Source organism: Paenarthrobacter sp. 22069, assembly GCF_052046035.1.
Lineage (GTDB): Bacteria > Actinomycetota > Actinomycetes > Actinomycetales > Micrococcaceae > Arthrobacter.
Genome location: NZ_JBQEQF010000034.1, coordinates 21,589 through 35,735, shown reverse-complemented (window position 1 = coordinate 35,735; position 14,147 = coordinate 21,589). Strand labels below are relative to the sequence as shown.

Annotated in this window: 13 protein-coding genes; 8 read left to right on the top strand and 5 right to left on the bottom strand. The window is 66.8% G+C overall.

Translation table 11 applies throughout. From position 1 onward, the window contains the following. The first annotated feature begins 294 nt into the window (after window positions 1-294). From ACTJK0_RS19980 to ACTJK0_RS19965, 4 genes are all read left to right on the top strand, one after another. The gene (locus tag ACTJK0_RS19980) at window positions 295-1,347 is read left to right on the top strand and encodes an IS110 family transposase (protein WP_440746202.1); all 1,053 of its coding nucleotides are present in this window, start codon (window positions 295-297) and stop codon (window positions 1,345-1,347) included. 33 nt (window positions 1,348-1,380) lie between these two features. Further along, window positions 1,381-2,865 carry an IS21 family transposase gene (gene istA, locus ACTJK0_RS19975; RefSeq protein ID WP_440746365.1) on the top strand — a complete coding sequence of 495 codons (1,485 nt, stop codon included), beginning with the start codon at window positions 1,381-1,383 and terminating at the stop codon, window positions 2,863-2,865. Beyond that, window positions 2,862-3,641, top strand: a complete 780-nt coding sequence (gene istB / locus ACTJK0_RS19970) for an IS21-like element helper ATPase IstB (RefSeq protein ID WP_109864394.1) — start codon at window positions 2,862-2,864, stop codon at window positions 3,639-3,641. The genes istA and istB overlap by 4 nt, the downstream gene beginning before the upstream one ends. Before the next feature lie 668 nt (window positions 3,642-4,309). Continuing rightward, complete coding sequence (locus tag ACTJK0_RS19965; protein WP_440746361.1) at window positions 4,310-5,104, top strand: hypothetical protein; 795 nt, start codon at window positions 4,310-4,312, stop codon at window positions 5,102-5,104. A gap of 26 nt (window positions 5,105-5,130) precedes the next feature. Here ACTJK0_RS19965 and ACTJK0_RS19960 read toward each other — a convergent pair whose 3' ends face one another. The 3 genes from ACTJK0_RS19960 to ACTJK0_RS19950 all read right to left on the bottom strand — a co-directional run bounded on the left by ACTJK0_RS19960 (window position 5,131) and on the right by ACTJK0_RS19950 (window position 7,601). Then, a complete protein-coding gene (locus ACTJK0_RS19960; RefSeq protein WP_440746364.1) occupies window positions 5,131-5,994 on the bottom strand; it encodes a DeoR/GlpR family DNA-binding transcription regulator in 864 nt (287 codons plus the stop codon). 76 nt (window positions 5,995-6,070) lie between these two features. Continuing rightward, complete coding sequence (locus ACTJK0_RS19955; RefSeq protein WP_440746360.1) at window positions 6,071-6,253, bottom strand: 4-hydroxythreonine-4-phosphate dehydrogenase PdxA; 183 nt, start codon at window positions 6,251-6,253, stop codon at window positions 6,071-6,073. A 64-nt stretch (window positions 6,254-6,317) separates the two neighbouring features. Continuing rightward, on the bottom strand, window positions 6,318-7,601 hold the full coding sequence (locus ACTJK0_RS19950) for a GAF domain-containing protein (RefSeq protein ID WP_440746359.1): 1,284 nt from the start codon (window positions 7,599-7,601) through the stop codon (window positions 6,318-6,320). A gap of 170 nt (window positions 7,602-7,771) precedes the next feature. On the opposite strand from ACTJK0_RS19950, the gene ACTJK0_RS19945 reads away from it, so the two are divergent. Both ACTJK0_RS19945 and ACTJK0_RS19940 read left to right on the top strand, forming a co-directional pair. Further along, window positions 7,772-9,571: an NAD(P)-binding domain-containing protein gene (locus ACTJK0_RS19945; protein WP_440746358.1), complete on the top strand. Its 1,800-nt coding sequence runs from the start codon at window positions 7,772-7,774 to the stop codon at window positions 9,569-9,571. 10 nt (window positions 9,572-9,581) lie between these two features. After that, window positions 9,582-10,637 (top strand): 2,3-butanediol dehydrogenase, encoded by a 1,056-nt coding sequence (locus tag ACTJK0_RS19940; RefSeq protein WP_440746357.1) that lies wholly within the window; start codon window positions 9,582-9,584, stop codon window positions 10,635-10,637. Between the two features lie 20 nt (window positions 10,638-10,657). Here ACTJK0_RS19940 and ACTJK0_RS19935 read toward each other — a convergent pair whose 3' ends face one another. Next, on the bottom strand, window positions 10,658-11,404 hold the full coding sequence (locus tag ACTJK0_RS19935) for a haloacid dehalogenase type II (protein ID WP_440746356.1): 747 nt from the start codon (window positions 11,402-11,404) through the stop codon (window positions 10,658-10,660). A 44-nt stretch (window positions 11,405-11,448) separates the two neighbouring features. On the opposite strand from ACTJK0_RS19935, the gene ACTJK0_RS19930 reads away from it, so the two are divergent. Both ACTJK0_RS19930 and ACTJK0_RS19925 read left to right on the top strand, forming a co-directional pair. Next, a complete protein-coding gene (locus ACTJK0_RS19930; RefSeq protein ID WP_440746355.1) occupies window positions 11,449-12,069 on the top strand; it encodes a flavin reductase family protein in 621 nt (206 codons plus the stop codon). 80 nt (window positions 12,070-12,149) lie between these two features. Beyond that, window positions 12,150-13,391 carry a S8 family serine peptidase gene (locus ACTJK0_RS19925; protein WP_440746354.1) on the top strand — a complete coding sequence of 414 codons (1,242 nt, stop codon included), beginning with the start codon at window positions 12,150-12,152 and terminating at the stop codon, window positions 13,389-13,391. Here the strand turns inward: ACTJK0_RS19925 and ACTJK0_RS19920 are convergent. Further along, a complete protein-coding gene (locus tag ACTJK0_RS19920) occupies window positions 13,388-14,128 on the bottom strand; it encodes an ankyrin repeat domain-containing protein (protein ID WP_440746353.1) in 741 nt (246 codons plus the stop codon). The two genes, ACTJK0_RS19925 and ACTJK0_RS19920, sit on opposite strands and share 4 nt — an antisense overlap. Between the last annotated feature and the right edge of the window lie 19 nt (window positions 14,129-14,147).

Sequence of the window (14,147 nt, the reverse complement as noted above, 5' to 3'; positions counted from 1 at the left end):
TGGAAATTCTCTAATGGTCTTGGCTGGTCTGGTGCTGGCTGGGAGGCTGGTGCAGGCCCCTCCGGGGTGTGACTCATGGAAATTCTGGCCCGAACCTCATCAGGCTCGGTGCCTTTAGCAAGACTCGTCCACCTCGGAACGGGCCTGCGCCGGTCCGCCCGCGCTGATGGCCTGATAGAAGATTGTCCGGGCTCCCCCGATGGGAGCGCCGTGACCCGTTAGAGAAGTGCCTCAACGCAGCTCCAGCCGGACTGGCACCGCACAGGTACCGACTACGGGAAGGAGCCCAGCCCCATGACCATGGTGGCGGAAACGTACGAATTCATCGTCGGAGTGGATACTCACTCCCGCACCCACACCTACGCCCTGATGGCTGCCAGAACTGGAGCTATCGAGGAAACCAAGACCTTTCCGGCCAGCGAGAGCGGCATCAACAGAGCTGCCGCGTGGATACATCGTGCTGGCGGGCCAGAGCGTTCCGTCATCGTCGCGGTCGAAGGCACCGGCTCCTATGGCGCCGCCCTGACCAGAGCACTCACCGGGAGTGGACTGCACGTGGTTGAAGCCCGGCCGCCCCGGCGCGGCTCACGTGGAAGCAGGGGCAAGTCTGATGCCATCGATGCCATCGCCGCAGCCCGCGCCACGCACGCATTAGACACCGCCCGGCTTGTCCGGCCGCGAGCCGAAGGAACCCGCGAAGCACTCACAGTACTCCTGGCCGCAAGACGACGCCTGGACACTGCACGAACCATCAACCGCAACGCGCTGAACGCATTGGTCCGGACGACCGACTTGGGCCTTGATGCTCGGCGTGCACTGATGGACGCGCAGATTGAACTCGTTGCCTCGTGGCGGCCGCGAGCCGCCGACCCCATCCAGGTCGCAGTGGCAAGAAACGAAGCCCGCCGACTCGCCCGGGAAATCCTGACCTCAACCGCTTCGCTGAAAGAAAACAAAGCACTCCTGGGCGAACTGGTTCAACAACTCGCTCCCGGACTGCAAAACGAAGCCGGGGTCGGACCGGTGACTGCAGCCCTGGTCCTCGCAGCCTACTCACATCACGGCAGGGTCCGCTCCGAAGCCGCCTTCGCAGCCCTCGCCGGCGCCTGCCCCATCCCCGCGTCCTCCGGAAACACCACACGACACCGGCTCAACCGCAACGGCGACCGGCAGCTGAATCGCGCACTGGACGTCATCGCAAGAACACGGCTGACGTTCGACCCGAGAACAAGAGCCTACGCTGAGCGCCGAACCTCCGAAGGGATGAACCGACGTGAGATCCGGCGCTGCCTCAAACGCTATGTCGCACGCCAGCTCTACCGGAGGCTGCAGACAATCATGGCTTGACACAAACCATAGAAGAGTCTTGCTGCCTACGATCTGACCGGATCGTTGCGCGCCACCGCGGAGCTCACGGGCTGTTCCCATCACACTGTTGCCAGGCATGTTGCGGCGCGGGACGCGGGCCGGCCGATCGCTGAACCGGCGCCCCGTGATCGTGTCACGGACGCGTTCTTGCCCAAGATCGAGGAATGGGTCGAGACGTCCAAGGGCCGGATCCGCGCGGATAAAGCCCACGAAAAGCTGCTCGCCCTAGGCTATGAGGGGTCCGAGCGGTCTACCCGCCGGGCGATCGCGCAGGTGAAAGCGGCCTGGCGGTTGGGCCATGTGCGCGTGCACCGGCCGTGGATCACCGAGCCTGGGATGTGGCTGCAGTACGACTTCGGCGACGGGCCACGGATCGGCGGCGTAAAAACCATCCTGTTCGTTGCCTGGCTCGCGTTCTCAAGGTTCCGGATCGTGATCCCGCTGCGGGACCGGACCGCTCCGAGCGTCTTCGCCGCGCTGGACCGGTCCTTCCGGATCATAGGCGGTGCACCGACCTATGTCCTGACGGATAACGAGAAGACGGTGACCACCGCGCACGTGGCCGGGGTGCCGGTGCGGAACCAGCAGACCCTGGACTTCGCCCGACATTACGGGGTGACCGTGCTGACCTGCCAGCCGGCCGATCCGGCCACGAAGGGTGGGGTCGAGGCGTCGGTGAAGCTGGCCAAGGCCGATCTGGTGCCGACCGATACGAATTTGCGGGCCGAGTACTCCACGTTCGCGGAGTTGGAGAAGGCGTGTGAGGTCTTCATGGACGAGGTGAATAACCGGGAGCACCGTGCCACGCGGCGTAAACCGGCCGCGGTGCTGGCAGAGGAGGCGCCCCGGTTGCATCGGGTCCCGGAGACTGCTCACACGGTCGCGTTTGGGCTCGCCCGCACGGTCCCGGAGAACACCCCGATGGTGACGTTCGAGAACGCCCAGTATTCCGTCCCGGCGCACTTGCTCGGGGCCAGGGTGTTCGTCCGCGTCTACGGCACCGGCCCTGACGAACAGGTCATCATCGTCCACCACGGCCCGACCGGCCCGGTCGAAGTCGCCCGCCACGAACGGGCAAGGCCCGGCAGCCCTGCCATCAACGATGAGCACTTCCCCCGGATCAGAACCCGGGTCCCGGGCGATTACACACCCAGAGCCCGCACCGCCGACGAAGCCGAATTCCTGGCCATCGGCGCCGGCGCGGCGACGTGGTTGGTCGAAGCCGCCGCGGCCGGGACGGGGAGGATGAACCTGAAAATGGCCGAGGCCGTGACCCTGGCCAAAATCGCCGGGACCAAGCAAGTGGACCGGGCCCTGGGCGACGCGGCACTCCATGGCCGCTTCGCCCACGGCGACCTGGCCTCGATCCTGAACGCGAACGTCAGACGCACCACCACCCACGCCGCGGACGAGACCCGCTCCCTGACCCAAGGCACCAGCGCGTGGGCAGGCCTGGGCGCAGCGCCCTCCAGCACCGCCAAGGAGCAGAACCGATGAGCCCCGTAAGCACCACCGCCCCGGCCCTCCCGTCCGAGCTCGAAGCGCTGATGCGGCAACTGAAGATGCCCCACGCCCGTGCCCTCGCACCGGAACTGATCGCGACCGCCCGCGCCCAACGCTGGGAACCGGCCGAGATCATCAAGGCACTCTTCGCCGAAGAAGCCGCCGGCCGGGCCCGGTCCATGCTCGCCACCCGGCGCAAAGCAGCAGGCTTCCCGACCGGGAAAACCTTCGACGCCTGGGACCCCGCCGTCTCGTCCATCCCTAGCCCAACCCAGCAAGCCCTGCGCACCCTGGAATGGATCACCCGCAGGGAAAACCTCGTCGTCTGCGGACCCTCCGGCACCGGGAAAACGTTCTTCCTCGAAGCCCTCGGCCAGCAAGCCGTCGAAGCCGGCATGCGCGTGGCCTGGTTCAGACTCGAAGACCTCGGCGCCCTCATCCGCGCCCACCGCACCGACGACAGCGTCACCCGCGCCGTGACCAGAATCCTCCGCGCGGAACTCGTGGTGATCGATGACATCGGCCTGCTCCCGGTGGCCACAGACGCCGCTGAAGGACTCTACCGGGTAGTCGACGCCGCCTACGAAAAGCGCTCCGTCGCGATCAGCTCGAACCTTCACCCCGCCGGCTTCGACGAGCTCATGCCAAAAACCCTCGCCACGGCCACCGTTGACCGGCTCCTACACCACGCCCACGTCTGCCAAACCAACGGCGACTCCATCCGCCTCACCCAGGCCCTCGCCGGAAAAGGAGTCACCCAACTGAACTAACAAACCCTCGACGATGGCCAATCCCACCGAACCAAGCAGTGGGCAGATCTATTGGCCATCACCGGGCAGATTTACTGGCCACCAGCGGGCACATCAACTGGCCGTCCGTGGGCAGAAACTAATGGCCATTGACACCCTGATCACACCGACGTCCCGAGCTTCGGGTCACTACGTGGAAGCAATGAAGCGACAGCAGGTTGAGGCCCACAACACCGCGATCAAGAAAATCAAAGGCACCACTCGCTGGTGCTCTGCCGCAACGACGCCTCCGGGCGCGCTCCCAAAGCCATGGCGCCGCCGTAGGTGCGGGCCTGCGGCCCTGCCCGTTCAGCAGGGCGAGGTCGCGGCTGATGGTAAGGCCGTCACTTCGGACCGGGCGGACAGTTCCTCACGGAGGCCAGACCGGTGGTTACGGCAGGTGGGAAATCTCGCCGACCTGGACGAGCGCTATTGTGGTGAGGTGCCGAAAAGCTGAGAAATTCGAGCACATTCCGCCCAGAAGTAGAGGATGGACAAACCCTTTGACGCAAGACCGAGAACACCTGCCCGCTGAGATCAAGAGGATTGTTCGGCAGCGTTGCGGATTTGGATGTGTCTTCTGCGGGTCGCCTGCATTCCAATACGATCATATAGAGGGCTACGCAGAGACTGGGCACGACCCTGACCAGATGACGCTGCTTTGCTCGTTTCACCACAACGAAAAAACTCTCATGCGACTGCCCGTGCCGACGGTGCGCAAGGCAAACAAAAATCCAATAAACCGCGCCAAGCCCATAGGTAAGAAGCACCCGCTGTACTTCGACGGGCCGAAGCTCAACGTCGAGCTAGGATCCTTCGAATTCATCGCTTCGACCAACGTGCCGGACACCACAATCATCGAGGTGGACGGAGAACCTATCTTCAGAATTCGCTTTGAGGAAGACGGATTTATCTCCTTTGATTTATCGATGCGGGATGCCGATAATAATCCTGTCCTGGTTGTTCGGCGAGGCGAGCTCCGCCACTCGACGACGAACTGGGACGTCGAATTTGAGGCACAGAAACTGACTGTTAGGCGCGCCTCGCGCGACATCATCCTCCGTATTCTTTTCGCAACGCCGGACAGAATAATCATCGACCGCGCTGAACTGTGGGCGGCTGGAATCCTCATCCGCGTGGGTAAGGCCTGCGTAGAAAAGGATGGCGGGATCGAAGTAGCAAACGCTGGCGGCGGGGGCTTTAGCGGTGGAACGGCGGCTGACTTCCGCGTAATGGTGGCCGTCGGTGATTACCTCGGCACGGAGGGCGCCGGAGTCACAATACCCGTTTCGAAAAGGTGGTACGGAGGGCTGCCCGCGAAGCCCGGCACCTTCTCAAAGCATGGCGGCGGCCAGCGGATGCCATTCACGGACCCTTGGTACCTGCGCACTTGTTCGCCAGCGCCGCACGGAAACTATTTGCTACCTGCGCACTGGTCAAGCTAGCCGTTGCTAGGCGGAACCTACGGCATCTAAGATCCATAGGCCGTAGTGAGATTGCCATAGCTTCGGGCACGCTCACATAGTGCCTTCGCCGTGCACATCGATGCTGGCAACGGCTCAACCCCCGCAACAGCCGCCTCCTCAACCCCAACCCCCGCGTCCCGGAACTTCTGCACCTGAGCGGGATCGGGACCGTCGTCCGTCACCAGAGTCCACGGCAACGCCAAACGGGCCCACGCATGGAAAGGCCGCAGCCCGAGCTTCGAGGAGTCCGCCAGCACGTAGACCTCCCGCCCGCGCCGGGCCATGAGCTCTTTGAGGCGGGTCTGGTCGTGGTCCGCCTCGCAAATGCTGTCCTCGGCGGTGACGGCGTCCGCGCCCAGGAACACCCGGTCGAAGCTCATCCGCTCCAGTGCCGCCTCGGCCAGCGGCCCCACGAAGCTCTGCGAAAGGCTCCGCAGCCGACCGCCCAGGCAGTCCACCTCGATGCCCTCGGAATCGGCCAGCTCCTGCATGGTGTTGATGCCCGGCGTCGTGACGGACAGCTTCTCGAAGCCGCGCAGTTCGTGGGCCAGGGCACCCACGGTGGAGCCGGCGTCGAGCAGGATGTTCTCCCCGGGCCGGATCACCGACGCCGCCCAGCGTGCGATTGCGTGTTTCTGCTCGAACGCCTCGCGGTTGCGCTGGCGTAGCGACGCCTCCGGGTGCGCGCCCAGGGCCATGGCGCCGCCGTAGGTGCGGGCCAGGCGGCCCTGGCCGTTCAGCAACGCCAGGTCGCGGCGGATGGTGGAGGCGGTCACCTCGAACCGGGCGGAGAGTTCTTCCACGGAGGCCAGGCCGGTGGTCACGGCAAGGTGGTAGATCTCCTCGCGCCGCGCGTTTGCGCTCAGCATTCCCGGTCTCGTTCCCGTGGGCATGGCGGTGGCAGTGCTACCCATGCTAGTTCCGGCCCCCAATCAAACCGGTGACCTACACGGCGACGGACGGCCGGGTGGCCATCTCCGCCGCCTGGTGCAGCGCCTCCACCATGGACCGGGAATCGGCGATCGCCTTGCCGGCGATGTCGAACGCGGTGCCGTGGTCCACGGACGTCCGGATCACCGGCAGGCCCACCGTGATGTTCACGTCAGCCTCGATGCCCAGCACCTTCACCGGCCCGTGCCCCTGGACGTGCTACAGGCCACCACCAGGTTGTAATCCCCCCGGGCGGCCCTCGTTAAGCGATGGCGGACGAAGCACGGAACGCTAAGTACCGCGCATCCCCGCGTCCCAGAATCTGCCCCAAGGCTTCCACGGCTTCAAAGTCCGCAGCCCCCATGTCCGTGGACAGCCACCGCATAAGCAGTCCGGCATCCCCACTGGTCCTTACAGCCGCCCCAACAGCCATATCCAGCTGGTCCCGCAGCAGCTGCACAGCCAGAACACCGGACCGGCTGAGAAGAGGAGCGGTGTAGGCCTCCAGTGCCTCGCCCACGCGGCCCTCGCGCAGCAGCCGCAGCACCCGCCCCGAGTCCGAACACCCAACCAGCCCGGCGGCAAGCCGATACGGGTTCGACTCCACCGCATCACCCAGCATCGACCGGACCCGGAACATCTCCGTCCGGATGGCCTGCGGCGTGCCCGCGTCGCCGTGCAGCTCGTACGCCAGTTCCTCGGCGCTCCATCCCTGCGACCGGGAATCCAGCAGCGCCAGGATCTCCGCCCGGCGCAGCGTCAGCGGCACCCTGCTGCCGTCGGCAAACACCCCGGCAGGATGGTCCCCAAGCAGCTCCAGCGCTGAAACCGCAACACCAGGCCGGCGGACAGCCTGCCGGGACGCACGCACGGAAGACGACGCACCCAGGGAGGCTCCGCCGTCGGACGTTCCCAGCAGCGACTCGGCCACCCGGACCGCGCACCGCACCATCCGCAGCGTGTCCGCGCTGATGGTGTCCAGCGGCCCGGAAACATCCAGCACGCCCAGCAACGCACCCGTCAAAGGGTCCGTGATGGGCGCCGCCGTGCAGGCCCAGTCGTGGTGGGCGCGGACCAGGTGCTCGGCGGAGAACAGCTGCACCGGCCCGCCGGTGACCAGCGCCACGCTGATGGCGTTGGTGCCGATCCCCGCCTCGGACCAGTCCGCCCCCTCGGAGAACTCCAGCCGGTCCGCCCGGCGCAGCGCCTCCCGGCTGCCCACCCGCCACAGAATCTCCCCGCCGGCGTCGGTGAGCACCAGCAGGTGCCGGCCGGAACTGGAATCGTCGGCCAGCAGGTCCTGCAGCGCCGGCATCACCCGCTGCAGCCGGTGCTCCCGCCGCAGCTGGTGCACCTCGGACGGGTCGTGCAGATGCCGCGGGCTGTGCTGGTCCGGGCTGATGCCCAGCGCCATGGACCGCCGCCACGACTCCGCCAGCGGCACGGGGATCTCCGGGCGCGGGACACCGGCAATGACCAGCTCGTGCGCGCGGCGCAGGGCACGCGCGTACTTCGCCGGGTCCGAAAACCTCAGGCCGTAGTCCACCGTCTCCTCCTCACCGCCGGCGTCCTTGCCGGCAGCGCCCGTGTAACGCGCTTGTTACCCCCGCCGCGTTCCAATAGTGATGCAGCTCACGCCCGCCCCAGCATACCGCGGGACCCCGGCGGGCGGGGGCCGCCCGGACCACCTGAGGGACCGCACACAAAGGAGTGGAGATGACCGAAACACCCACCGCCGCCGCGCAGGCCTGGCTGGCCAGCCTGGACGGCGCGCTGCAGCGCCGCGACGTGGACGCCGCGCTGGACCTCTTCGAGGAGGACAGCTACTGGCGCGACTTCGTGGCGTTCACCTGGAACCTGAAAACCCTGGAAGGCAAGGCGGACATCCGCCGCATGCTCCAGGCCACGCTGGACCACGTGCAGCCGGCCAACTGGGCGCTCGCGGAGGACGCCACCGGCAGCGCCGCTCCTGATGGGACCGTGGAAGCCTGGATCACGTTCGAGACCGGCGCCGCCCGCGGCTACGGCCACCTCCGGCTGCGCAACGGCAAATGCTGGACGCTGCTCACCACCATGCAGGAGCTGAAGGGCTTCGAGGAGAAGAGGGGCCCGCGCCGCGAGCAGGGCGTGGCGCACGAAATCGTTCGCGGCCGCCGCTCCTGGAAGGAACTCAAGGAGGAGCAGGAGGCACGGCTGGGCTACGAGGAGCAGCCCTACTGCGTGATCATCGGCGGTGGGCAGGGCGGCATCGGCCTCGCGGCGCGGCTCAAGCGGTTGGGCGTGCCCACCCTCGTGATCGAGAAGAACCAGAACCCGGGCGACTCCTGGCGCAACCGCTACAAGTCCCTGCACCTGCACGACCCCGTCTGGTACGACCACCTGCCCTACCTGAAGTTCCCGGACGACTGGCCCGTCTTCGCCGCCAAGGACAAGATCGGCGACTGGCTGGAGCACTACACCCGCATCATGGAGCTGAACTACTGGTCCGGCACCGAGTGCGTGGGCGCCGAGTACGACGACGGCACGCAGGAATGGGCGGTCAACGTCCTCCGCAACGGGTCACCAGTGACCCTCCGGCCCAAGCAGCTCGTCTTCGCCCTGGGCGTCTCCGGCTACCCGAACATCCCCGCCTTTGACGGCGCCGAGAGCTTCCTGGGGGAGCAGCGGCACTCCTCCCAGCACCCCGGTGGCGGGGACTGGACCGGGAAGAAGGCTGTGGTGATCGGCTCCAACAATTCCGCGCACGATATCTGCGCCGACCTCTGGGAGCACGGCGCCGACGTCACCATGGTGCAGCGCTCCTCCACCCACATCGCCCGCAGCGAATCGCTGATGGATCTGGCGTTGGGGGACCTGTACTCGGAACGTGCCCTGGCTTCCGGGGTGACCACGGAGAAGGCCGACCTGCTCTTCGCCTCGCTGCCCATGCGCATCCTGCCCGAGGCGCAGGTGCCCGTGTACCAGGAGATGGCCAGGCGGGACGCCGCGTTCTACTCCCAGCTGGAGGCCGCCGGGTTCGAGCTGGACTTCGGCGTGGACGGGTCCGGCCTGTTCCTGAAGTACCTGCGGCGCGGCTCCGGCTACTACATCGACGTCGGCGCCTCCCAGCTGATCATCGACGGACGGGTGAAGCTGAAGAACGGGCAGGTCGCCAAGATCACCGGCAACGCCGTGGTGATGGACGACGGCACCGAGCTGGAGGCCGACCTGATCGTCTACGCCACCGGCTACGGGTCCATGAACGGGTGGCTGGCGGACCTGGTCTCACCCGAGATCGCGGACCGGGTGGGCAAGTGCTGGGGGTACGGCTCGGACACGCCAAAAGACCCTGGTCCGTGGGAGGGGGAGCTGCGCAATATGTGGAAACCAACCAACGTCCCCAACCTCTGGATCCACGGCGGCAACCTGCACCAGAGCCGGCACTACTCCTCCTATCTGGCGCTGCAGCTCAAGGCCCGGATGGAGGGGCTGGAGACGCCGGTGTACGAACTGCAGCCCAGCCACCACACCCGCTGAAAGGAACCCCATGAAGGCAGCACGCTTCCACGCCCGCAAGGACATCCGGATCGAGGACATCCCGGAGCCGGAACTCCGCGCCGGGGCGGTGAAGATCGACGTCGCGTGGTGCGGCATCTGCGGCACCGACCTGCACGAGTACCTGGAGGGCCCCATCTTCTGCCCGGCGCCCGGCCATACGCACCCACTCTCCCACGAGGAATCCCCGGTGACCCTGGGGCACGAATTCTCCGGGACTGTCTCAGAAGTGGGCGAAGGGGTGACGGGCCTGGCGAAGGGGGACAACGTCGTCGTCGAACCCTATTTCGTGGACGGCGACTGCGACATGTGCCAGGCGGGCAGCTACCACCTGTGCCGGCAGATGGGCTTCATTGGGCTGTCCGGGGGCGGGGGAGGACTGAGCGAGAAGATCGTGGTGGACGCGCGCTGGGTGCACCCCATCGGGAACATCCCGCTGGACGAGGCGGCGCTGATCGAGCCGCTGTCCGTGGCGCACCACGCGGTGGCGCGCAGCGGCGTGAAGGCCGGCGACACCGCGCTGGTGGGCGGCTCCGGGCCGATCGGGCTGCTCACCGCCGCGGTCCTGAAAGGCATGGGGGTGACCACGATCATCAGCGAGCTCACCCAGGCGCGCAAGGAGAAGGCCACCTCCAGCGGCGTAGCTGACCACGTGCTGGACCCGAGCAAGGAGGACGTCCCGGAGCGGGTGCGGGAGCTCACCGGCGGTGCCGGGGCCGACGTCGCGTTCGAATGCGCCGGCGTGAACGCGGTGCTGGACACCATGCTCGACGCCGTCCGGCCGGGCGCTGTGGTGGTCAACGTGTCCATCTGGGGCGCACCCGCCACCGTGGACATGCAGAAGCTGGTGCTCAAGGAGATCGACCTGCGCGGCACCATCGCCTACGTCCGCGACCACCCCGCCGTGATCAATATGGTGCAGGAGGGCAAGGTGGACCTCAAGCCGTTCATCACCGGCCGGATCGCGCTGGAGGACCTGGTGGAGCAGGGCTTCGACACCCTGATCAACCACAAGGACACGGCGGTGAAGGTGCTGGTGCATCCGTAGGGTCCGGTGGGCGGATCGGTTCAGGCCCCGAGGCGGTCCGCCAGTTCCGGAATGCTTGACACGGCAAGGTCCCAGTCGCTCTCCGGGGCAAGGTCGGCCGTCTGGCCCGGTCCGTATTCGGTGGGGCGGGCGATGAAGGCCGTAGCCAGTCCCGCTGTCCGGGCCGCGTGCAGGTCGCTGTTGTGGGCCGCCGCGAGCATCACCTCGCCGGGGTGCAGATCCAGGAACTCTGCAGTCCGCAGGTAGGCCTGCGGCAGCGGCTTGTAGGTGCGGGTCATGTCCGAGCCGATGATCACGTCCCACGGCAGGCCAGCGTTCCTGGCCATGTCCAGCAGCAGGGAGGTGTTGCCGTTGGACAGGGGTCCCACAATGTAGCGGCGGCGGATGGCTGCCAGGCCTTCCACACTGTCCGGCCACGGCGGGAGCCGGTGCCAGGACTTGTTGAGCTTCTCTAGGGCTCCCGCATCGAGCCGCTCCGGGTGGAAGCCGTGGCGGCGGAGCACCTGGTCCAGGTTTTCGCGGTGGAGCGTGTCCAGTGTGGCGAATTCACGGCTGCCGGTGCGGATGGCTTCCAGGGCAGGCTGGTACAGGGCGCGCCACTGGTCCGCGAAGGCCTCCGCGTCCACCTCCTGCCCCCGTTCCGCGGCGAAGGCCGCCACCTCGCGGGCCACGCCGGTGCGCCAGTCCACCACCGTCCCGAAGGTGTCGAAGAGGACGGCGCGCACGTGGCGCCCGGTTGATGGTGAACGGTACGGCTGGGACCTCATATCCTGTCTCCTTCGTAGCCTGCCAGGGCCGTTAGTCTGGCAATATGCGCACTGATTTCAGCCCCTCGGCCACCTCCGCCCGTGATTTCTACCGGCTGCTCACCGCGGTGGTGGTGCCCCGGCCGATCGCCTGGGTTTCCAGTGTTTCGCCCGAGGGCGTCGACAACCTTGCGCCGCACTCGTTCTTTACCGTAGCGTCCACGAATCCCCCCATCGTGCAGTTCACCTCGGTGGGGGAGAAGGACTCGCTCCGCAACATCACCGGGTCGGGGGAGTTCGTGGTCAACCTGGCCCCGGCGTCACTCCTGGAAGAGGTCAACGCCACCGGCACCAACTTCCCGCCGGACATCAGCGAGTTCGACGCCGTCGGGCTGACCCGGGAGCCGAGCGTCACCGTGTCCGCGCCGCGGGTTAAGGAATCCCCGGCCGTGCTCGAATGCCGGCTCCACTCGACACTGCCGATGGGGGACTCCACCCTGGTGTTTGGCGAAGTGACGCATGCTGCCGTGAGCAGCGCGGTGCTGGCGGGCAGCCACCCGCGGATCGACCTGCTGGAGCCGCTGGCCCGCCTGGGCCTGGACGAGTGGGGCACCCTGGGCGCAATCCAGGACCTCAGCCGGATCCGGCTCAAGGACTGGCCGGGCCATTTTCGGCCGAAGAACTAGGGCGCGCCCCTTGGTCCGGAAGGAATTTCAAGGGGCCTTTCCCCCTATCCAGCGGGGCTGCGCGCGCGGAAGATAACCCCATGAAAAAGCTTGTGCTGGCGAGCTTCGCCACCCTTCTCCTGGTCATTGGCACCCTGCTGGGTGCAGTCGTCCCGGCCAACGCCGCGGCCGATCCGTCCATCACGGCGGGACAAATCCTCGTCAAGTTCCGGGACAACACCGCGGCCGCAGGCATCCTCCGGGCTTTCGGACTGACTGACGGGCCCGGCGTCGGCAGCACCGGCGCCCACCTGATCACGGTTCCTGACGGGAAGGAACTGCAGCTTGTCGAAGCTCTCGGCCGGAACCCGGTAGTCGAATACGCCGAACCGGACTACGTGGTCACGCCGGCCTCGGACGATACCTACTTCCCCCGCCAGTACGCCCTGCAAAACACGGGCCAGTCATTCACGAACACCGCCGGCACCGTGACCGTAGACAAGGGCACAGCCGACGCCGATGTGGACGCCGTCGAAGCCTGGACCGTCACCACCGGTACGGGAATCAAAGTCGCTGTCCTCGATTCCGGCGTTGCCACCGACAACCCCGACATCAACCCGAAAGTTGTGGCACGGACCAACTTCACCACGTCGAGGAGCAATGACGACAACTACGGCCACGGAACACACGTCGCCGGGATCGTCGCCGCGACAGCCAACAATGGCATGGGCGTCGCCGGCGTGTGCCCGGGATGCACCATCCTGGCCGGGAAGATCCTCAGCGACACCGGAGCGGGATCCAGCTCAGGCCTTGCCAACGGCATCAACTGGGCGGTCAACAACGGCGCGAAGGTCATCAACATGAGCCTCGCCGTCGGCGCGTCAACCACGCTGGAAACCGCGGTCAACAACGCCTGGAACGCGGGCGTGGTGCTGGTTGCCGCCGCCGGGAACGGGAGCAACACCACCATGATGTACCCGGCCGCCTACCCCAACGTGATTGCCGTGGGCGCGACGGACAACAATGACAAGAAGGCGTCCTTCTCCACCTACGGCCCGTGGGTGGACGTGGCGGCACCAGGGGTCAGCGTCTACTCGACCTTTCCCAACCACCGGTTCACCCTGGCAAGGGAATACAACCGCTCCCAGGGGTATGACATCGGCAGCGGAACCTCGATGGCATCACCGGTTGTTGCCGCCGTTGCCGCGCTCGCCCGAAGTGCCAACCCCGGCGCGACAAACGCGGACATCCGTGCCAAGGTCGAGTCCACCACCGATCCCGTTGGCGTGATCGGCACGGACTGGGCCCACGGGAGGGTGAACGCGAACAACGCGGTCCATTAGCTCCGGTCGTCGCCGGTGCGCTGCACGCCCAGCTGCTCCAGCCATTCGATGACGTTGCTCCGCTGCGTGCCATGGCTCGACGCTGCATCGAGGACAGTTCCGCGGCCATAGGCGGGTGTAAAGGCAAGGCTGGCTCCGTGCTCATGGAGGAGCGCAGCAGCGCGCCGGTATCCGGCGGCGCAGGCATGCCAGAAAGCTTGGTCGATGGCGGCTTCCGTCCGGTTTGCCGGGTCGCGAAGCAGCTCCTCGAGCCGGTCAAGCAGGCCCAGCGCCGACGCGTGCCAGAGCTTGTCGACGCCCGCGCCGCGCTCGACGAGCAACCGGGCAATGTTCCAGCAGCCATAGCCGACCGCGTTGTCCAGCGGGGTGCCAATGGAGCCGCCGGGGGCCTCGAGGTCGGCGCCGGCGTCGATGAGGACGCGCGCAACGTCCGCGTCGTCGCTGCTCGCCGTCCAGTGCAGCGGAGTCTCGCCCGTCCCATCTTCTTCCCGGGCGTCGACGTCCGCGCCGGCATCAATCAGCATCCGGGCGATGCCGGGTCCGTTCGGAAAATAGCCCGGCCAATCGGTCACAACGTGCAAGGGGGTCCGTCCGCCCGCCGCCCCGCCGAGCCGGGCGGCGGCGAGCCCGGGGTGCCGGGTAAGCATCTTATGCAGCCCGCCGATGTCTCCGGACCGGATGGCCAGGAGCATGTTGACGTGGTCCTCAGCCGCGGGCAGGGCCGCTCCTTTGGTCATGAACGGCAGTGTACAGAGT